General features: G+C 66.2%; 14 protein-coding genes. 5 read left to right on the forward strand and 9 right to left on the reverse strand.

Annotation, left to right across the window (positions count from 1 at the left end; translation table 11 throughout):
* Positions 1-108 precede the first annotated feature (108 nt).
* From FHW97_RS14940 to xseA, 5 genes are all read right to left on the reverse strand, one after another.
* The gene (locus tag FHW97_RS14940; RefSeq protein WP_233250979.1) at positions 109-3,183 is read right to left on the reverse strand and encodes a TonB-dependent receptor domain-containing protein; all 3,075 of its coding nucleotides are present in this window, start codon (positions 3,181-3,183) and stop codon (positions 109-111) included.
* A gap of 455 nt (positions 3,184-3,638) precedes the next feature.
* Positions 3,639-6,491, reverse strand: a complete 2,853-nt coding sequence (locus tag FHW97_RS14945; protein WP_370525424.1) for a TonB-dependent receptor domain-containing protein — start codon at positions 6,489-6,491, stop codon at positions 3,639-3,641.
* Between the two features lie 358 nt (positions 6,492-6,849).
* On the reverse strand, positions 6,850-7,716 hold the full coding sequence (locus FHW97_RS14950; RefSeq protein WP_168352015.1) for a M23 family metallopeptidase: 867 nt from the start codon (positions 7,714-7,716) through the stop codon (positions 6,850-6,852).
* Position 7,717: 1 nt separating this feature from the next.
* Positions 7,718-7,924, reverse strand: coding sequence for a DUF2093 domain-containing protein (locus FHW97_RS14955; RefSeq protein ID WP_107716377.1), 207 nt, complete (start codon positions 7,922-7,924; stop codon positions 7,718-7,720).
* Between the two features lie 37 nt (positions 7,925-7,961).
* A complete protein-coding gene (gene xseA / locus FHW97_RS14960; RefSeq protein WP_168352016.1) occupies positions 7,962-9,464 on the reverse strand; it encodes an exodeoxyribonuclease VII large subunit in 1,503 nt (500 codons plus the stop codon).
* Between xseA and purD the strand changes: the two genes are divergently transcribed.
* Positions 9,463-10,743, forward strand: a complete 1,281-nt coding sequence (gene purD / locus FHW97_RS14965) for a phosphoribosylamine--glycine ligase (protein ID WP_168352018.1) — start codon at positions 9,463-9,465, stop codon at positions 10,741-10,743. The two genes, xseA and purD, sit on opposite strands and share 2 nt — an antisense overlap.
* Before the next feature lie 29 nt (positions 10,744-10,772).
* Here the strand turns inward: purD and FHW97_RS14970 are convergent, their stop codons facing one another.
* The 4 genes from FHW97_RS14970 to FHW97_RS14985 all read right to left on the reverse strand — a co-directional run bounded on the left by FHW97_RS14970 (position 10,773) and on the right by FHW97_RS14985 (position 15,540).
* Complete coding sequence (locus FHW97_RS14970) at positions 10,773-12,644, reverse strand: hypothetical protein (protein WP_168352019.1); 1,872 nt, start codon at positions 12,642-12,644, stop codon at positions 10,773-10,775.
* On the reverse strand, positions 12,644-13,057 hold the full coding sequence (locus FHW97_RS14975) for a GtrA family protein (RefSeq protein ID WP_054131670.1): 414 nt from the start codon (positions 13,055-13,057) through the stop codon (positions 12,644-12,646). The genes FHW97_RS14970 and FHW97_RS14975 overlap by 1 nt, the downstream gene beginning before the upstream one ends.
* A gap of 53 nt (positions 13,058-13,110) precedes the next feature.
* Positions 13,111-14,709, reverse strand: coding sequence for an NAD(P)/FAD-dependent oxidoreductase (locus FHW97_RS14980; RefSeq protein ID WP_062783259.1), 1,599 nt, complete (start codon positions 14,707-14,709; stop codon positions 13,111-13,113).
* Between the two features lie 144 nt (positions 14,710-14,853).
* On the reverse strand, positions 14,854-15,540 hold the full coding sequence (locus FHW97_RS14985; protein WP_082350102.1) for a PilZ domain-containing protein: 687 nt from the start codon (positions 15,538-15,540) through the stop codon (positions 14,854-14,856).
* Positions 15,541-15,797: 257 nt separating this feature from the next.
* On the opposite strand from FHW97_RS14985, the gene rpoZ reads away from it, so the two are divergent.
* The 4 genes from rpoZ to fdxA all read left to right on the forward strand — a co-directional run bounded on the left by rpoZ (position 15,798) and on the right by fdxA (position 19,520).
* Positions 15,798-16,142: a DNA-directed RNA polymerase subunit omega gene (gene rpoZ, locus FHW97_RS14990; protein WP_022677787.1), complete on the forward strand. Its 345-nt coding sequence runs from the start codon at positions 15,798-15,800 to the stop codon at positions 16,140-16,142.
* Between the two features lie 111 nt (positions 16,143-16,253).
* Complete coding sequence (locus tag FHW97_RS14995) at positions 16,254-18,848, forward strand: helicase-related protein (RefSeq protein WP_168352020.1); 2,595 nt, start codon at positions 16,254-16,256, stop codon at positions 18,846-18,848.
* A gap of 27 nt (positions 18,849-18,875) precedes the next feature.
* Complete coding sequence (locus tag FHW97_RS15000) at positions 18,876-19,166, forward strand: RNA-binding S4 domain-containing protein (RefSeq protein ID WP_022675319.1); 291 nt, start codon at positions 18,876-18,878, stop codon at positions 19,164-19,166.
* Positions 19,167-19,181: 15 nt separating this feature from the next.
* Entirely contained in the window at positions 19,182-19,520 is a 339-nt protein-coding gene (fdxA, locus tag FHW97_RS15005) for a ferredoxin FdxA (protein WP_022675318.1), read from the forward strand.
* Positions 19,521-19,985 lie beyond the last annotated feature (465 nt).

Genomic DNA, 19,985 nt, shown 5'->3' on the forward strand with positions numbered 1-19,985 from the left:
CATCGCGCCCGGCCTGCCAGTGTGGCAGCGCTTGCGCCGGGCTCAAGGCAAAAAAAGTGGCGACGCACTTTCGCGCGCCGCCACTTCGGTCACGTCACGTGAGGACTATCAGAAGTCGAGCGTGATGCTCGAGTAGAGATAGCGGCCCAGCGAGTCGTAGGTGCCCGGATAGGTGTTGCCGTTGCAATACACCGAAGCGCAGGCGTTGCCGGTCGGGCCCGACGTCACCAGCGGCGGGTCACGATCGAAGATGTTGTTCACACCAAAGCGCAGCGTAGCCTTGCCCTGGATGCGGGTGGAAACAGCCAGATCGAAGTAGCTCTGGGTCGGGATATGCGAGTTGAAGTCGCGATAGTTGCCGGCCAGCGTGCTCGACGGGTTCTTGTATTCCACGTCGACGCTGTCGAAGTAACGCCACTGCACCGAGACGTTGAAGCCAGCCTTGGTGTCGAGGCCAACGCGCAGCTTGTGACGCCACACCGGACGCGGGCTGCCGCAGGTCACGCCATAGTAGCCGGCGCAATCGTAGAGAGCGGTCAGACCGTTATCGACCTGGTACTTGTCGAGGTAGGTCGCAACGAAGCTGATCGTGCCACGGCCCAGGCCGCCCAGCGCGTGGGCGTAGTTGCCGTTGAACTCGAAGCCCTTGGTTGTCACGCCACCAACGTTCACCGGGGTGTCGGTCACGTAGCCGTCCGAGGTCAGCCACAGCGAACCAGCCGCGTTGCGGTGGATAAGGCCGCAAGCCGTCGGGTTGAGGTCGGTGGTGCACGCCGCGAGGATCGCGTCGGCGCCGTAACCCTGGATCGCCTTCTTCAGCTTGATGTCGAAGTAGTCGACGCTGAAGCTGAAGCCCGGGACGAACGAGGGCTGCAGGATCACACCCACGGTCTTGGTGGTCGCGACTTCAGGACGCAGCAAGCCGTTGCCGCCCAGGTAGCCGTTGTACTGGCCAGCCGGGTTGGAAACGACCTTCTGGCCGACCTTCAGGCCCTGCAGCAAGCAGCCCTGATCGGCCGCCGTCAGCACCTTGTCCGCGCACGGATCGGTCGAACCATCGAGGCCGACGTAGTTGGGCGAGAACAGTTCCTGGATGTTGGGAGCGCGAACCGCACGGTTGACCGAGCCACGGATACGCAGATCGCGAACCGGAGCGAAGTCGGCGCCGATCTTCCAGGTGTTGGTGTTGAACACCTGGCCGTTCGACACGCTGTAGTGCGAGTAGCGATAGCCCAGGTTCAGGCTGAGGTTGTAGATGAAGCCATCCTGGACCAGCGGCACTTCGGCTTCGCTGATGAACTCGGTAACCTTGTACGAACCGCTGACCGAAAGGGTCGGCGCGCCCTGGCCGGTGAGATCGCCGGTCTGGAATTCGTTGTCGGTCTTGAGGTCAAGCGATTCACGACGGTGTTCCACGCCCAGCGCGATGCTGATGCCGTCCGAGGCGAGCGGGCTCTTGATGCCCATCTGGCCAAGGTCGCCGGTCAGCTGGCCGCTGAGCACCTGCTCGGTGGTGTGGCCACGCTGGAAGCCCGAAGCGTTGAGGTAGTTGAGCGCAGCAGGCGAGACCTGGCCGCTGAACACGTTGTAGGGAACGCAGTTCGGATCGCCACCGGTGAGGACCGAGCGGCACACCGTCTGGCCATTGGCCGGATTGGTGACAGCGTCGAGCGCATTGGTCAGGCGCGCAGCCGAGAACTCGTTGGTGTAGATCTGCGAGTAGTTGACGCGGCCGTACTGGTAATAGGCGTCATAGCTCCAGCCCTTGCCGAGTTCGCCGCGCGAACCGATCAGGGTGCGGAATGCCTGGTGCTCCAGATCGCTCTGGCGCGGACCGCCTTCGACGTTGCGGCGCAGCAGCTGCATGTAAGCCAGGTTGTAGGGCGCGCCGGTGGTCGGATCGATCTTGTTGATCGCGCCGGGGGCAGGCGTGCCGTAAACGTTGGTATAGGCAGCCGGGGTCAGCGGATAGTTGCCGACGTAACCGACGATGAGGTTGCTGGGGTTGCAGATCTGAGCCTTCTGCGAAGCCGACATCATCGGGTTGTCGCAGTTGATGGTCAGCGTGTTGCCGAAGTCGCCCGACGGCGCGATCTGCGCCACGGTGCGGTCATCCATGAACATGAATTCCATGTACGGATGGATCGCCGAATTGACTTCGTAATCGACGAAGGCACCGGCGGTGTAGCGTTCATCGGGACGCTGGAAGTAGTTCAGCGGCGCGAAGTTGTAACGCGTGCTGGCGTTGGGCGTGAGAGTGCCCGGGCCAAGCGCGCCAAAGGTCGACGACGACGAACCCGCCGGCGTGAACAGGATGTTGCCGGTGGCCGAGGTGGCCGAACCGCCGCACTGCAGCGTGGTCTTGTTGGCGTTCTGCACGGTGCAGGCGCTGTAGTCGCGCTTGGACTGCAGGATCGGGTTCACCTTGCGGTAGCCGAAATAGGCCATCGCATGGCCCTGGCCGTCCGCAAACTTGGTACCGAACGAGATCGTCGTGTCGAAGTTGCCACCGTCGGCAACGCTGCCGCGCGGATAGCCATAGCCCGACAGGCCCTGGTTGGTGCGCTTGTCGAGCAGGGACGGGGTGACCGAGTTGCGGTTGTTGTGCTGGTAGAAGCCGTAGTTCGCATCGACGCGCAGGCCGGTGAACTCGGTATCGAGCACGAAGTTGACGACGCCGGCGACCGCGTCGGCACCGTAGGTGGCCGAAGCACCACCGGTCAGCACGTCAACGCGCTTGACCAGTGAAGCCGGCACGAAGTTCAAGTCGGCAGCCGAGCTGGTCACGTCACCAGGCATGAGGCGGCGGCCGTTGACCAGCACCAGGGTGCGCGAGGCGCCGAGACCGCGAAGGTCGACCGTGGCGGTACCAGTTGCACCGTTGGCCAGCGTCGAAGACTGCGCCGCGAACACCTGCGGCAGCGAATTGAGCAGGTCTTCGGTCTTGGTCGTGCCCTGCAGCTTGATGTCTTCCGACGTCAGGCTGGTGATCGGCGCGGTCGAGGTGAGGTTCGGCGAAGCGATGCGCGAACCGGTGACGACGATGGTCTGGCCCGCATCGGCGGGCGCGGCATCGGCCGGGGCGGCGGCGTCTTGCGCAAAGGCAGGCGCAGCCAGCGAAGCGATGGCAAGCGCAAGGCCTGCTGCACCGACGCGATAGGCGGTGGTGTTGATCTTGGTCACTGTTCAGTCCCTTCTGGAGGCAGCCGACCAGTTTGGCTGCCAGGAGCGACAATCCCGGCTTTCCAAAGCAGGCCCGGCCCTTTTGCGAGGGCAGGACGATGCAGCGTTCCACGAAAGCCGGGACCGATGCCGTCTTGTGCGAGATTTTTCGTCGCAAATGAAAGCAGCTTCTCACCGCCCCCCACAAAACGTTTCACTCATGTTGCAACGAAGCAACATGAGTAGCCACCAACCGCAAACATCGCGAAATTTATGCAAATCACAGAGGCATCAAAGCCACATTTCGTTTCAACTGTGTCGGAAATTTGCCCAAGGCCATCTTCGCGGAGCACGTTGTCCAGACGCAAAAAAGGCCGGGTCTGGGTGACCCGGCCTGATCAAGGCCACAGCGATGTGACCCTGCGGCAAAGAATGGCCCGGCGCGCTCCCCGCGGGAAGACGCGCCGGGCCTGCTATCAGAAGTTGGCCGTGACGCGCGCGAAGAAGCTGCGGCCCATCACGTCATAGACGGTCGGGAAGGTGCTGCCCGCCACCGAGGTGGCGCCGCTGGTGTCACCCACGATCGGGGGCTGCTTGTCGAACACGTTGAGCACGCCGAGCGAGAAGGTGTACTTGTCGTTCACGCGGATCGTGGCGGTTTCGTCAAAGTAGCTGACGGCCGGGATGCGGTTGGTCTGGATCTGCGTGTCGGCATCCTCGCTGACCTGGCCGATCAGGCGCCAGCGGGTGGAGAGATCAACGTTCTTCCAGCCCAGGCCCAGCGTTGCCACGTGCTTCCACTTCGGCGTGGGAATGTCGCAATCCGCACCAAAGCGGCCGGCGCACTGGATCACGCTGCCGCCCACCACCTGATAGTTGGTGATGACGTAGGTGCCGGCGAAATCGAGGCCATAGTGGAAGCCACTGCGGCGACCACGATGGAAGTTCACGCCAAAGTCCAGGCCACGCGTGCGCAGCGCGGCAACGTTGGCGTAGAGCGTGTCGACGCCCGCCGTCAGGCCACCCGACAGCGAACCATCGACCGTGCTGCGGTGAATGCCCTGGCAATAGGGATTGGTCGGATCACCCGAGGCAAAGCACTGCGCCACGACCACCGAGGTGGAGTTGGTCACGATCGCATTGGCGATCTTGATGTCGTAATAGTCAGCGGTCAGCGACAGGCCAGGAATCTGGGCCGGTTCGATCACCACACCGGCCGTGATGGTGTTCGACTTTTCCGGCTTGAGGTTGGTGTTGCCGCCGTAGAAGGCATTGACCTGGCCCGAGATCGGACCGGAAATCAAGCCGTTGGTCAGCTGCGCCTGGGTGGCGCCCTGGGCGAGACACAGTGCCGCCGTGGTGCCCGTCACGCCCGAACCGGCGCAGGGATCGGTGCCGAGGTTGCCGGTGCCCAGGGTCTTGGGCAGGTAGAGTTCATAGAGGTTGGGCGCACGCACCGACCGCTGGAAGTTGGCGCGGAACTTGAGGCCCTGCACCGGCGCATAGTCTGCCCCGAACTTGTAGGCCGAAACCCCGCCCGAGATCGAGTAGTCCGAATAGCGATAGCCGGTTTCAACATCGAGCGCCTGGATGCCGGGCTTGTCCTGGACAAGCGGCATCTTGAACTCGGCGTAGACTTCCTTGACGTTGTAGCTCTTGTTCGGGATGTTGAAGCCCTGGCCGTAATAGATCAGGTCACCCGAGGCGTAATCGTCGCTGACCTCGATATCGGCGGTTTCGCGGCGATAGGTCACGCCCAGCGAGATCGCGGCCGGGTTGGCGGCAAACGGGCTGCGCAGGAATTTGACGTCGCCCGAAACGTTGCCTTCGGCCACGAACTGGGTGGTGCGATCGTCTTCCGTCGCGTTGCGCAGCACATAGGACAGCGCATTCTGCGTAATGCCGTTGGCCGAGAACAGATCGATCGGCACGCAACCCTGCGCCCGCGCATCGGCACTGCGGCACATAGCGCCGCCATTGCCGTCAGACACGGCGTCAAGCGCATTGGTCAGCGCCGAATACGACAGGTCGTTTTCCAGCAGCGTGTGCTTGTGCACCTGGGCATACTGGACCGAGGTGTCGAACTTCAGGCCGGTATCGAAGAAATCGCCACGCAGGCCGGCCAGGGCCTGCCAGGTTTCGTTGGTGTGGGTTTCGATACGGCCGCCGGCCTCGGTGATGCGGCGGCGGATGCTGATGGTCGAGCTACCGTCGGAATTGATCTGCAACTGCGGATTGGCAGCCTTGTCGAAGAACGCTTCCTGCTCGGCCGCGCTGAGGTAGGGGTTGTCGGAATAGACGTTGAACGGATAGCCCGCCGTCGCCGTCGGCGCGAGGGTCTGGACCGTCTTGGTGTGCTGGTACGAAGCCCAGCCATACAGCTCGACCTTGTCGCTGACGTCGTAGTTCCACATCGCCATGCCGCCATAGCGTTCGAACGGCGTCTGCGCGTAGTTGATCGGGTTGTAGTTATAGGTGCCGTAGTTGCTGGTCAGGCCGCCAGCGGCGGTCACCTGCTGCAATCCGCCGCCCGGAATCGAAAACAGCGTGGGCGTGGTGTTGGACGAGCCGCAGCTTTGCGACAGGTCTTCCGAGCACAGCGTGCGACTGGAAAAGTCGCGCGCGGCAAACTTGACGCCATCACGCTTCGAATAGTTGGTCGACAGGATCAGGTGGCCGCGATCGCCGATGTTGAACCCGCCGGTAAGGCTGGCATCGTACTGTGCGCCATCGCCATAGCCGGTGACCTGGCTGCCGGCGTCAAGCTTGAGGCCGGTGAACTTGTCGTCCAGCACGAAGTTGACCACGCCGGAAACGGCGTCGGAACCATAGACCGCCGAAGCACCGCCGGTCAGAACCTGGACGTTCTTGATCAGCGCGGTGGGGATCTGGTTGACGTCGACCGAGCCGGTGGCGTCATAGACCGGCAGGCGCTTGCCATTGAGCAGCACCAGCGTGCGCTGCGAACCCAGGCCGCGCAGATCGAGCGTGGCCGAGCCATCGCCCGGATTGTTGCTGGCGCCGTTGAGGCCGGCGGAAAACTGCGGATTGACGCTGAGGATCTGCTCGACCGTGACGGTGTTCACCGACTTGATCGAATCCGCGCTGATCACCGACACCGGGCTCGATGCCGTCAGGTCAGGACGCTCGATGCGCGAGCCGGTGACGATGATTTCGCTGCCGGGGGCGTCCGGCGTGGTGCTGGCGGCAGTGGCGGGCAGGGCCGTGGGGGCAGCATCCTGGGCGAAGGCGGGGCTGGCCAGCGAGGCCAGCGCCATGGCCAGGCTGGCAACGCCAGCATAGTGCAAGGACGAGGGGGTCTTGATCACGATCTATGTCCCTTGTGGGGGGCCGGCGCCCCGCAAAAGAGATCGCGAGACACCGGCCGAGAGCGACAATCCCGACATTCCAGTGCAGCGGTCTGAAAGTTCCAAACCGCTGCCCAGTTCCACGAAGGACGGGACCGATGGCGCGGTTTGTTGTGAGATTTCGGCTGGCTTGAAAGCCGATTGTGCGGAGCCAAAATAAATGGCTTCACTTGTGTGACAATGCGACAACAGTATTCGCAAATACATGAAATTTAATGGTTTAATGTCGAAATATTACGTGCATATCGGCAACAGTCATTTTCTAATGAAACCATATTACCTGTTGGAGAGCACCACCGCAGCCGGCGCCGCGATACTGTCAGCCAAGGAACAGCAGCGGGTCCAGCCGGCGCATCACCGTGCCCATTTGCCACGCCAGGGCCCAGTGCAGATGCGGGCCGGTGGCCCGCCCGGTCATGCCGACGGTGCCGAGCGGCTGGCCGCGCGAAACGGCCTCGCCCATGCCCACAAGATGGCTGCTGCAATGCAGGAACGCGCTGCCCAGGCCCATGCCGTGGTCCAGCATCAGCAGGCGCCCTTCCAGCGTGAATGGCGCCTCTGCCGCCAGCACGACGACACCATCGGCCGGCGCCACGAACGGAGTGCCGGTGGGCGAGACCATGTCCAGCCCGCCGTGATAGGCGCCGGGTTGCCCGCGATAGATCCGCTGCGCGCCGAATCGGCCGGAAAAGCGCCCAGGCGCCGGCTGCACCATGGCTTGGCGCCAGCCCTGGGCCGTGGTGCGCAGCGCCCGCGCTGCATCTATCTGCGCGCGTTCGCTGGCGCGGCGGGCGAGGAATTCGGCATCGGGCACGCCGGGCGGGCGCAGCGGCGCATCGACCCGTTCGATCTGCCAATCGCGCGGCGCCACGGAGAGGGGCAACTGGCTAACCGCGCCGGCACTGTCGGTGATTGTCAGCATGCTCGTGGCGGGCGCATCGCGATCAAACCCGACCAGGAACCCGCGATCGCTGGCCAGCGGCAGCGGCACGCCATCCAGCGCAAGGGCCACTACCCCGGCCGGGGCCACGCCGCGCAGCCAGCCACCCTGCGACAGGCGCGCGGTCCAATCGGGCGGAAGCGCGACGCTGGCCTGGGCCAAGGCACGCAGCGGGCTGGCCAGCCCCGGCAGCGCCAAAGCCGCCATCCCGCCCGCCATCACGGCGCGGCGGGTGAACCCGGTCATCTCAACCGGCCTGGCCCAGCAAACGCCGCGTGGCGATTTCCGGGGTGGCATAGGCTTCCTGCAGTTCCGCACTCCAATAGCGCAGTGCATCGAGCGGGATCGGCACGCCGCTGACCGCGCAGATCACATGATCGCCCGCCGAAAGCTGGCGAAACGTTCCGGGCAGATAGTGCAGGCGCGCCAGGCGGCCGGTGGGAGTCATCAACATGACAGCGGTTTTACGCCCTGCCGCCCGCCTTGGCAAATCACAGCAGCTTGGGCTGCACGCTTTCCGCCGTACCGCGCGGGCGGCTGGCGGGGCGCGTGGCAGCCGGGGCAGGGGTTGGCGAAAGCACGGCCGGTGGGGCATCGCTTGTCACCACATCAAGCGCGCCATCGGCAAACTTGAGCGTCAGCGCCGCACGCGCCGCTGCCGTGGCGCGGTCCTTCACGACATGGCCATCGCGGTCGGTCACCAGGACATAGCCGCGCTGCAACGGCGCTTCGGGATCGAGCGAACGGCGCAGGCGATCGAGCGCCTCCACCCGGCCGCGCGCGTGTTCGATCCGCTGCAACAAGGCCTCGGGCCGCAGGCGTTGCGCCACCAGCCGCTCACGCTCGCGCCCCAGGCGCTGGGTGAGCAGAGCAGGGCGCAGCGCGCCGCCGTGGCGGGCCAGGACGCCGGCGGCAATCTCGGTGCGATGAACCAGCGCGCGGCGCAGCCGGTCCGACAGGTCATCCAGCCGCTGGCTTTGCGGGCTCAGCAGCGCCTGGGCGGTGGGCAGGCGCTGGCTGCGCACCTCCAGCCGCTCGCGCGCATGGGCCAGCAGGCGTGCCAAGGCGCGGCCCCGCCGGGCTTGGAGATCGTGCACTTGCGCAGCCAGTTCGGCGCGCACCGGCACGGCGATTTCCGCCGCTGCCGTGGGCGTGGGCGCACGCAGGTCGGCCGCGAAATCGGCAAGCGTGGTGTCGGTTTCGTGGCCCACGGCGCTGATCACGGGGATCGTGCTGGCCGCAATCGCGCGCACCACCTCTTCCTCGTTGAAGCTCCACAGGTCTTCGATCGACCCGCCACCGCGCGCCACGATCACCACGTCGGGGCGCGGCACCGGCCCGCCGGGCGCCAGATCGGAAAAGCCGCGCACGGCCGCTGCCACTTGCGCGGCCGCGCCCTGTCCCTGGACCAGCACGGGCCAGACCACGACATGGCTGGGAAAGCGATCCGACAGGCGGTGCAGGATATCGCGGATCACCGCCCCGGTGGGCGAAGTGACCACGCCGATCACGCGCGGCAGGAACGGCAGGGCCCGCTTGCGCGCCCGGTCGAACAGCCCTTCGGCTTCCAGCCGCGCCTTGGTCTTGGCCAGCAGCGCCAGCAGCGCGCCTTCCCCGGCAATCTCCATGCGATCGACCACGATCTGGTAGTTCGAGCGGCCAGGATAGGTCGTCAACTTGCCAGTGGCGATCACTTCCACGCCGTCTTCGGGCATGAAGCCCAGGCGCTGCGCATTGCCGCGCCACATCACCCCGTCGAGCCGCGCGCCTTCATCCTTCAGCGACATATAGAGGTGGCCCGAGGCTGCGCGTTTTACGCCCGAAAGCTCGCCACGCACGCGCACGAAGCCGAACCGATCCTCCACCGTGCGCTTGAGCTGCGCAGAAATCTCGGAGATCGACAGGGCCGGGGCGTTGTCGCCGGCGCGTTCGCTCGCTAGGAGCCCGTCCTTGCGAAAGTCATCGTCGTCATTGGGCGCGGAAGGGAAGGCCATGCATATCCTGTTGTTGGGTTCGGGCGGGCGTGAACATGCCCTGGCCTGGAAACTGGCCCAATCCCCGCTGTGCAGCAAGCTCTATGCGGCGCCCGGCAATCCCGGCATCGCCCAGGACGCGCAGCTCGTGGCGCTCGATGCCACCGATCATGCCGCCGTCATCGCGTTTTGCAGCGAGCAGCGCATCGGTCTGGTGGTGATCGGGCCCGAAGCGCCGCTGGTCGATGGCCTGGCCGATTCGCTGCGCGGCGAAGGCATTCCCGTGTTCGGGCCGAGCAAGGCCGCCGCCCAGCTCGAAGGGTCCAAGGGCTTTACCAAGGACCTGTGCGCCAAGGCCGGCATTCCCACCGCCGGCTATGTCCGCGCCACCAGCGCGCAGGCCGCGCACCAGGCGCTCGACCAGTTCGGCGCGCCGGTGGTGATCAAGGCCGATGGCCTGGCCGCCGGCAAGGGCGTGGTCGTGGCGATGACCATGGACGAAGCCCGCGCCGCGGTTGACGACATGTTCGACGGCCAGTTCGGCGAAGCCGGCGCCGAAGTGGTGATCGAGGAATTCCTCGAAGGCGAGGAAGCCAGCTTCTTTGCCCTGACCGATGGCGCCACCGTGCTGCCGCTGGCCTCTGCCCAGGATCACAAGCGCGTCGGCGATGGCGATACAGGCCCCAACACCGGCGGCATGGGTGCTTATAGCCCGGCCCGCGTGCTGACCCCGGCGCTGGAAGCCCAGGCCATGGCGCAGATCATCGTGCCCACGGTCAAGGCCATGCAGGATGCCGGCACGCCCTATTCCGGCGTGCTCTATGCCGGGCTGATGCTCACGGCCAAGGGTCCGCAGCTGATCGAATACAACGCCCGCTTTGGTGACCCGGAATGCCAGGTGCTCATGCTGCGGCTGGAAACCGATCTGGTCGAACTGCTGCTCGCCTGCGCGGAAAACCGCCTGTCGTCGGTCGAGCCGCCGCGCTTCAGCAGCGATCCCGCGCTGACCGTGGTGATGGCTGCGCAGGGCTATCCCGGCACGCCCAAGAAGGGCGGCGCAATCCACGGCATCGCCGCGGCCGAAGGAACCGGCGCCCAGGTGTTTCACGCCGGCACGGCGCTCGGCGCCGATGGCCATCTGGTGTCCAGCGGTGGCCGCGTGCTCAACGTGACGGCGCGCGGCAAGACCGTGCGCGCCGCGCGTGACGCTGCCTATGCCGCGGTCGATGCACTGGATTTCGCCGATGGCTTCTGCCGCCGCGATATCGGCTGGCGCGAGATTGCCCGCGAAGGGGCCTGATCGCCGGTTGCCTGCCCCGCGCTGATCGTTCAGCGCGGCGCCACGACCTGCCAGGCGGCGATGTTGCTGGGCGTCTTGGCCGTTGTCGGCAAGGGCAGCGGGCGCAGCCATGATGGCGGCGTGCCGGCCAGCAGCGCGGCGGCCAGGCCATGGGGCGCCTGGCGGCGATAGAGATGCATCTCGGGCGCCACGGTGCAGACCACCACCAGCGTGGCATGGCGCTTGGCCACATAGGCGCGCGCCTGTTCGGGATCGGCCAGGAAGCCGTGCATCACATCGCTGATCGCGGCAGCGGCGCGGTGATGCCCGGTGGCGACCACGCGCTGGTGCGTGCGCAGCAGGATATCCGGGCCGATATCGACCGGGGCAAAGATGTCGGTGGCAGGCATTGCCGCCAGCGCGCCCACGCCACGATCGAAATCGCATCCGCGCAGGCTGCCCATGGCAAAGTCGCGATCGGCAGGCGGATGGCCCAGCTTGGCCCAGGCCGTCTCGCCCAGCGCGATCGGCAGGATTGGCAATGCCGCCAGCAGCATCAGCACATTGATGCCCATGCGGCGCGCGGAGCTGGTCTGCGCTACGGCCACCAGGCGCCATTGCCGCACCTGCCAGGCCGCAGGCAGGATGGCGATGCCCACCGCCGTGGCCATCGCCCGACTGACCATCGCCCCCACCGCCACGGCGCCGAGCAGGACCAGGCCATGCTGCACCCAGCGCAGCCGCTCCGGCATGGATGGCGCGCTCTGGATCAGGCGCCAGCAGGCCCACAGCCCCAGCGGCACCGCACCGATCAGCGCGATCGCATTGTGCAGCGTGGTTTCCCAGATCGGGCGCCCTTCGCGCACGTTGTCCAGCCAATGGCTTTTCACATAGGGATCAAGCCCACCGAAGGCGCCCGTGGCGCATTGTGGGGCGGCCAGCGCGACGATGGCGGCCGCGCCGCCGGCGGCGATAGCCAGCACGCCCAGTGCCACAAGACGTGAAGCCGGGCGCTGGGAAGGGCGCCACCACGCCAGGCCGGCGCCGCACAGCGCCACCCAGCCGAGCGCGGCGATGTGCATCGGGGAGACGGCATCGCAATGTTCGACCATGTCGCGAAGGCCACGGCAGGCCAGGAACAGGCCGGCGGTGCCCAGCGCCAGCGCCACCGCCGCATGGCCCAGCCGCTGCCACTGCCCATCGAGCAGTGCACGCACGGCAACCACGCCGATGAACAGCGCGGTGAGCGGTAGGCCTTCCAGCGAAACAGTGAGCCCGGCGGCCAGCGCCAGGCCGAGCACCCAGCCGCCACGACGCGGATCGCGCGCATGCAGCCCGACCACGGCACCCAGCGCAGAAACGATCTGCCAGCCATGGTGATCGATGCGCAGCGGCTGCATCTGGTGCAGCACGATGCCCGAAAGCCCGACGATGATGCCGGCCGCCACGGCAGTGTCGCAGCCGAACAGGCGGTTGGCCGCGTGCATCGCCAAGGCCACCGTGCACAGCACGGTCAGCGCCGGAACGATCACCGCCGCGGCAATTTCTGCGTTGGCCGTGCCCAGCAGCGGGCGCAAGGCCAGGATCACTGCCGCCAGCGGCAGATCGACCAGCCGCGACCAGTGCATCAGCACGCCTTCTGGCGCCATGATGCGGTACTGGTGCAGATCGAACCACGCCTGCCCGCCCAGCAGATCGCGCACCTGCACCAGACGCAGCACATCATCGGGATCGCCCATGCGCATGCCGGGAATATCGCGCGCAAAGATCAGGAGTTGCAGCCCCACGATCAGCGCCCAGATGCCCAGCACCATCCACCAGCGCAGCGGCGCGCTGGCCGTGGCGCCGGGTGGGGGCGGGGACGAGGTCTGATCGGGAGCAGGGGAAACGCGATCGGCGCGCACCGAAGCCAGCACGGTCATCAGCGAAACACCACCTGCTTGCGCAGCACCCAGGTGGCGGCAAAGCTCAGCGCGATGGCCACGATCTTGGCCGTGCGCGGATCAAGCCCCAGCTGCACCATGCCGCCCACCACCAGCGTGGTGATCGCCAGGCCGACCAGCGCCGATCCCACGAATAGCGCCTGCTGCCGCAGCCGCGCCGGGCCCGATGCGGCGACGTTCTCGGCAAAGACCGCGCGGCTCGACAGCAACCAGTGCGCGGCAATGCCCAGGGCATAGCCTAGCGCCGAGGCCGCCATGGCCGGCACGCCCAGCGCCAGCAGCGCCAGAAAACTGCCGATATCCACCGCCAGCGCCCCCACGCTGGCGAGAATATAGCGCACCAGCGTGTGCTGGCCCAATCGCTGAAACAGGGGCATGATCATCGCCGTCATTGCCGTCCATCGCCTTTCGGCCAAGAATTACCGCACGGAAAACCGTCAGACCATCAGGCGGCGCGGCGATCCGGCGCCGCGGCGATGCGTTCGGGAACCTGGCGCACCGATGCCAGCGCAGCAGCCTGGTCGGGCGTGACCGGGCGGGTGCTGGGCAGGCCCGCGTCCGCGCCTTCGGCCCCGGCCTCGTGATACTCGGCGTCTTCGTTGACGCACCAGGTGTCATAGAGGCGGCGCTCGGCCACGATGTTTTCCACCGTCAGCATCGCGGTCATCATCGCGTGATCCTGGTTGTTGTAGCGGTGCATGCCGTTGCGCCCCACCAGGTGCAGCGTGGGATAGGCCGCTTCCAGTTCGGTGCGCATCGCCGCAACATTGGCGGCATAGCTATCATCATAGACCGGATAGGCCTTTTCCTGGCGCACCACCACGCCGCCGATCACCTGGTCGGGCTGCACCAGGCCCAGGATCTGCATCTCGCGCGTGGCAAGGGCGATCAGGTCAGCATCGCTCGATGCCCACAGATCGTCGCCTTCAAAGCAGAAGTATTCCAGGCCCACGCAGGCCACGCTGTCGTCGGGCACCATTTCGGGCGACCACGAGCGGAAGTTCTGAATGCGGCCAACCTTGACCTTGCTGTCGTGGATATAGATCCAGTTGTCGGGGAACAGGTCTTCCGAGCGGATCTTGAGCGCCACGGTCAGGAAATCGCGGTACTTGAGGTCGTTGGCCTCGATCGTGGTCTGCGGCAGCGGATGCATCCGGGCTGCCAGCTCGCGCATCGGGGCCGAGGAAATCGCATGGCGGGCGCGGATCATGGTTTCGCCGCCTTCGGCCGGCGTGGCGCTCAGGCGCCAGCCGCCTTGGCCATCGCTGGCAAGCTGCTTCATCGCGTGGCCCATCAGGATATGGCCGCCCTTGGCGAGGATCTTGTCGCGCGCGGCTTCCCACATCATGCCCGGCCCGAGGCGCGGATAGCGGAAGGTTTCCAAGAGCGTCTTGGTCGCCATGCCGTCGTTGGGCTTTTTGTTGAGGCCCAGGCTGCGCTTGAACCCATCGAGCACGGCCGCGCCGAGCGAGAGCCCCTTGATGCGCTGCGCCGCCCAGTCGGCGCTCATCTCGTTGCAGGGCATGCCCCAGACCTTCTCGGTATAGGTCTTGAAGAAGATCGAATAGAGCTTCTGCCCGAACTGGTTGGTGGTCCAGTCCTCGAAGCTGCGCACGGTCTTCTTGGGGAAGGCCTTGGCCTTCACATAGCTGGCCATGCACAGGGTGGAGCGCATGATGCCGAGGTTGAACAGCGCCTCGAACGCCCGCAGCGGATAGGAATAGAATTTGCCCTCGTAGTAGATCCGGCTCATCCGCGGGCGCTGGATGAAGTCATCAGGCAGGATCTCGTTCCACAGATCGACCACCGCCTGCGATTTGGAAAAGAAGCGATGGCCGCCGATATCAAAGCGATAGCCTTCGTGTTCCACCGTGCGGCTGATCCCGCCGACATAGCGGGTGTCCTTCTCGATGATCGCCACCGAAAGCCCCTGCTTGGTCAGCAGGTAGCCGGCGGTCAGGCCCGCTGGGCCTGCACCGATGATCGCCACATCGACATCGTACTGACGGCCTTCATCCCCCGAAGTGCCCACCACGTTAACCATCCCATGCCCCCGTCCAAGCGGATTCGCTGATGCCCTCGGGATGAAGGAAAATGGATAAGGGACAGTTAACGTTAAGCAGTTCTTGCCGGATATTGCGGGGGTTTCCCCGATTGGGCACAGCGCGGGACAGACCCACGCCGGGGCTCAATCGGGCTGGCCCTTGCGACGCGCGGCATCGGACAGGGCCTGGCCCAATTGCAACGGCGCGGAAATGCGCGCCAGTTCATCCAGCTTGAAGGTCTGTTCGAACACCAGGCCATAGCGCGGGTGGTTGCGCCAGCGCACCTTGGCATAGATCGAGGGCATTACCCCAGTATCCAGGCGCACCAGTTCGTGCACCATCAACCACTTTTCGCATTCGATGCAGGCGCCCTGCTGCGAAATGTCGTGGAACTGCACATGCACGCTTTCGCCGCCGGAATGCAGCACGGCATCAAGCATCAGGCGCAGCCGTACCTGGCGGCGCGGATAGGCGCCGTCGCGCTCGTCGATCAGGCGCTGCACGTCGATTTCCTGCAGGAACTGCAGGCCGGCGTGATCGCCCGTGGTCCACACCAGGCGCGCCGCATGGCGATCGCCGTTGCCCAGTTCGATCGCCAGGGTCTGGTGATCGGGAATGGGGGTGAACAGGCGAATCTTGACGCCGGTGGCCGAGGCATCGCGCAGGATGCACAGAAACTCGCCGCCATCGACGATCAGCTTGGCCGCGCGAATCAGCAGCGTGAAACGGGGCGCGGCGCGCATGTCGGCGCCGGCCGATGCGTCAGCACCGGCCGATGGGGCGGCGATGTCTTGCCCGGGTTCTTCGGGCAGATCGTTGCGCTGGGCCACTGCCCTGATCTCCAATTGCGTGCGTTCCCCCTTTGGCCGGGCGCACACGAACCCGGTATTGTTCATCTTATCCACCAAGTCTTGCCCGAGCGTTACCCTTATTTGCGGTATTCGTGCAAAAACACTTTCTTTTCGCAAGGCAACGCGCGCGGCCGGTGACGGTGGGAAACCGCTAGATATGCCAAGTTCCTTGACTTTTCGTCCGCGCCTACCTAGCTGCACCCTTTCCCCGATCATTTCCATTTTTCGGAGTGCCCATGGCGCGCGTTACCGTCGAAGATTGCGTCGACAAGGTTTCCAACCGTTTCGATCTGGTTCTGCTGGCCGCCGAACGCGCCCGCGCGATTTCGGGCGGTGCCGAACTGACCGTCGACCGCGACCGCGACAAGAACCCGGTCGTGGCCCTGCGTGAAATTGCCGAAGAGACGGTGCGCCCCACCATTCTCAAGGAAAACCTCATCCAGTCGCTGCAGCGCGTGCTGCCCGACGACGATGACGAAGTCGATGAAATCGGCTCGCTTTCCCAGTCGGCTGAAGCGCTGCGCATCACGGCTGCGGCGCCGGTGCGCAACACCTCGCTGGGCGCCGATTACGACGCGTAACAGGCCCTGAAATCCGGCTCAGCTGGGTTTCGGCACGATCAAGCAGGGCGCCGGGGATAATTCCACGGCGCCTTCTTGCATGTGCGCCGCACGCCCGCCACATCTGGGGCCATGGCCAACCGCGTGCCCGCCTCTCCGCGAGTGACCTCGTCGGCGAATCGCCCGTCAGGCGGCACGATCAAGGCCGTGCTCGGCCCGACCAACACCGGCAAGACCCATCTCGCGATCGAGCGGCTCTGCGCGCACTCTTCTGGCGCGATCGGCTTTCCGCTGCGCCTGCTCGCACGCGAGGTCTATGACCGGGTCTGCGCGATCAAGGGGCCAGCGCAAGTCGCGCTGATCACCGGCGAGGAGCGAATCGAACCCAAGGGCGCGCGCTGGCTGCTGTGCACCGCCGAAGCCATGCCCGCCCGGCCCGACCTCGCTTTCGTCGCGCTAGACGAGGCGCAGCTGTCCGCCGATCCCGAACGCGGCCATATCTTCACCGATCGCCTGCTGCACGCGCGCGGGCGCGAGGAAACCATGCTGCTGGGCTCCGCCACGCTGGAGCCGATGGTCAAGGCCCTGGTGCCCGAGGCCGAAATCGTCACGCGGCCACGCTTTTCCACGCTCAGCCACGTCGGCGCCAAAAAGCTCAGCCGCATTCCCCCGCGCAGCGCGATCGTCGCGTTCTCGGCCGAGCAGGTCTATGTCATGGCCGAAATGCTGCGCCGGTTTCGCGGTGGCGCGGCGGTGGTCATGGGCGCGCTTAGCCCGCAGACCCGCAATGCCCAGGTGGCGATGTACCAGTCGGGAGAGGTCGATTACCTCGTCGCCACCGATGCGGTGGGTATGGGCCTCAATCTCGATGTCGAGCATGTCGCCTTTGCTGGCCTGTCGAAATACGACGGGCACCGCCATCGCCGGCTGACCACCGCGGAAATGGCCCAGATCGCCGGGCGTGCCGGGCGGCATCACAAGGACGGCACGTTCGGCACGCTGGCTGGCACGGGCGGGCGCGATCCCGAATTTACCGACGAGGAAGTCTATGCCATCGAAGAGCATCGCTTCCCCCCGCTGACCCGCCTGTTCTGGCGCGAGGCAGAGCCGCGCTTCGATACCTTGGCCACGCTCATCGCCGACCTGGAAAGCCCGCCACCGCGCCCCGAACTCGCCATCCCGCCCGAGGCGATCGACCTGGCCGTGCTGCGCCGCCTGGCCGAAGAGCCGGACGTGGCCGCCACGGTGCGGGGCGCGCGCAGCGTCGAACGCTTCTGGCATGTCTGTTCGCTGCCCGATTTCCGCCAGCAGGGCGCGGAAACCCATGCGCGGTTCGTGGCGCGGCTGTGGCAGGATCTGCGCGGCGGTTACCTTGGCGCGGATTATGTCGCCCAGGCCATAGCCCAACTCGACAATCCCACGGGCGATATCGACACGCTGCAAGGCCGCATCGCGGCGATTCGCAGCTGGTCCTACATTGCTCAACGGCCAGACTGGGTGCTGGCCCGCGACGAGATGGCCGCGCGCGCCCGCGCCGTGGAAACGCGCCTGTCCGATGCCCTGCATGGCCGCCTGACCGAACGCTTCGTCAACCGCCGCACCACGGTGCTGATGCGCAAGGCCGGGGCCGATGCCTCGCTGCTGCCGGTGCGCCTGGGCGACGATGGCGCCGTGCTGGTCGACGATGAAGCCATTGGCCATCTCGAAGGGTTTCGCTTCGTGGTCGATCCGCTCGCCCGCGCGGCCGATCGCAAGCTGCTGCTGGCTGCGGCCGAACGCCACCTGCCGGGCCTGCTCGCCACGCGCCTGGCCGAATTGGCGAGCGACGCCACGACCGGCAAGGACGTCGCCCTGGCCGACGGGCAGGTGCAGTGGCGCGGCCTTGCCGTTGCCCGTCTCGCCAAGGGCCGCACCGTGCTCGAGCCGCGCCTCGCGCTCGAACCTGCGCTGGAACGCGCCGGCCCGGCCGCGCGCGACAAGGTCCAGGCGGCGCTGGCGCAATGGCTCGAGCAGAACCTCGCCACCGCCTTGCGACCGTTGCGCCGCCTGGCCGAGGCCGCCCGCGATCCTGCGGCAGGGGCCGCGCTGCGCGCGCTGGCGCTGCACCTGGTGGAAAGCGGTGGGGTTATCGCGCGCGACCATGCCCGCCTGGAAGACCTGACACCGGCGCAGCGCGCCCTGGCGCGCCGCCTGGGCATCCAGGTTGGTGCGCTCGATGTGTTCGTGCCCGCGGCCCTGCGCGCCGCGCCGCTGGCCGCCTGGGCGGCCCTGGCCAAGGTCTGGGGCCTGGCTCCCACCGCCCCGCCGCCGGGCGGCATGGCGCCGGTGCTGGCGCAAAAGGATATTCCGCTGGGCTACCGCCGCACCGGCCCGCAGGCGTTGCGCGTCGACATGGCGGAAAAGCTGCTCCATGCCGCACACGGCGTGCGCCAGGGTGCAAAAGGCCGCCGCTTCGTGCTCGATCCGGCGCTGGCCCGCTCGATGGGCCTGTCCACCGCCGGCTATGCCAATCTGCTGCGCGCTGCCGGCTTCCGCGCCGCGATGCCGCGCCCGCTGGCCGAAGGGCAGGCCGGGCCGCCCGCACCGCCGTTGTGGGACTGGCGCCCGCCACGGCCGGCCACGCCACCTTCCAGGAACAGCAAATCCAACCAGCAGGCCTCGCGCGCGCCGGTGCAACCGGCACCGGCCAGCGGCGCCTTTGCCGCGCTGGCCACGTTGCTGCGATAAAGGAAAAGCGATCACAAGGGAGGAGCAATGCGGATAGACAAGTTGCTGTGGTTCCTGCGCTTTGCCGGCAGCCGGGGGCTGGCCCAGGGCTGGGTGGAAGAAGGGCACATCCGCCTCAACGGCCGCCGCGTCGAACGCTGCAGCGCGGGCGTGAAATCGGGGGATGTCCTGGTCCTGCCCTTGCGCAATTCGGTGCGCGTGATCGAGATTATCACCCTCCCGGCACGCCGCGGGCCTGCCCTTGAGGCACAAGGATGCTATCGGGTGCTTGACGCGGCGCCCCTCGCGCCTCTAGCACGGCCCGAAATCGAGCCTTGAGGAAATACCCACAGCATGACTTACGTCGTCACCGATGCCTGCATCCGCTGCAAGTACATGGACTGCGTGGAAGTGTGTCCTGTCGACTGCTTCTATGAAGGCGACAACATGCTGGTGATCAACCCTAGCGAATGCATCGACTGCGGCGTGTGCGAACCCGAATGCCCCGCCGAAGCGATCCTGCCCGACACCGAAAGCGGGCTGGAGCAGTGGCTGGAGCTGAACACCAAGTATTCTGCCGAATGGCCCAACATCACGACCAAGAAGGACGCGCCGGCCGATGCCGACGCCTGGAAGGGCGTGGAAAACAAGTTCGAAACCCAGTTCTCGCCCGAGCCGGGCGAAGGGGACTGAGCGAACCGGCAACCGCGCCAGGGGTGATTCGCGCCCGTTTGTCGCGCGGCTGATTGCGCCAGACGGGGCTTGATCCATGCCCCGATCCAGCGCCGGAAATCGGGCTGCCCCGGCTTTTTGGCCGGGCGCGGCCAAAAGGCGCATGCCTTTTGCTGTCTCGGCTCTGGTAATTTTGCCACAATGCTGCTATATGGCCATCAAGCGCCGGGCAAATCCTTTGCCGGGCGCCCTTTTTGTTACGAGAAGGCAGAAACAGGCGGCACACGGAAAACGCTGACGGATCGCGCTATCGGATCGCCTCGTCGATCGCAGGGCCTTGGCCGGGCTTAAAACGGTTCTTTGCCAGTTCACGCTCCCCGGGACCAGCCCCGCACCGGATCAACCAGACCGGGCAGGGTGGAGTGTCACAGGCATATTCGGTTCGCCGTCATGGTTTTTCCTAGCCGGGCATCCCGCCCCCGCCGT

It is taken from the genome of Novosphingobium sp. SG754 (assembly GCF_013149315.1).
GTDB classification, from domain to species: domain Bacteria; phylum Pseudomonadota; class Alphaproteobacteria; order Sphingomonadales; family Sphingomonadaceae; genus Novosphingobium; species Novosphingobium capsulatum.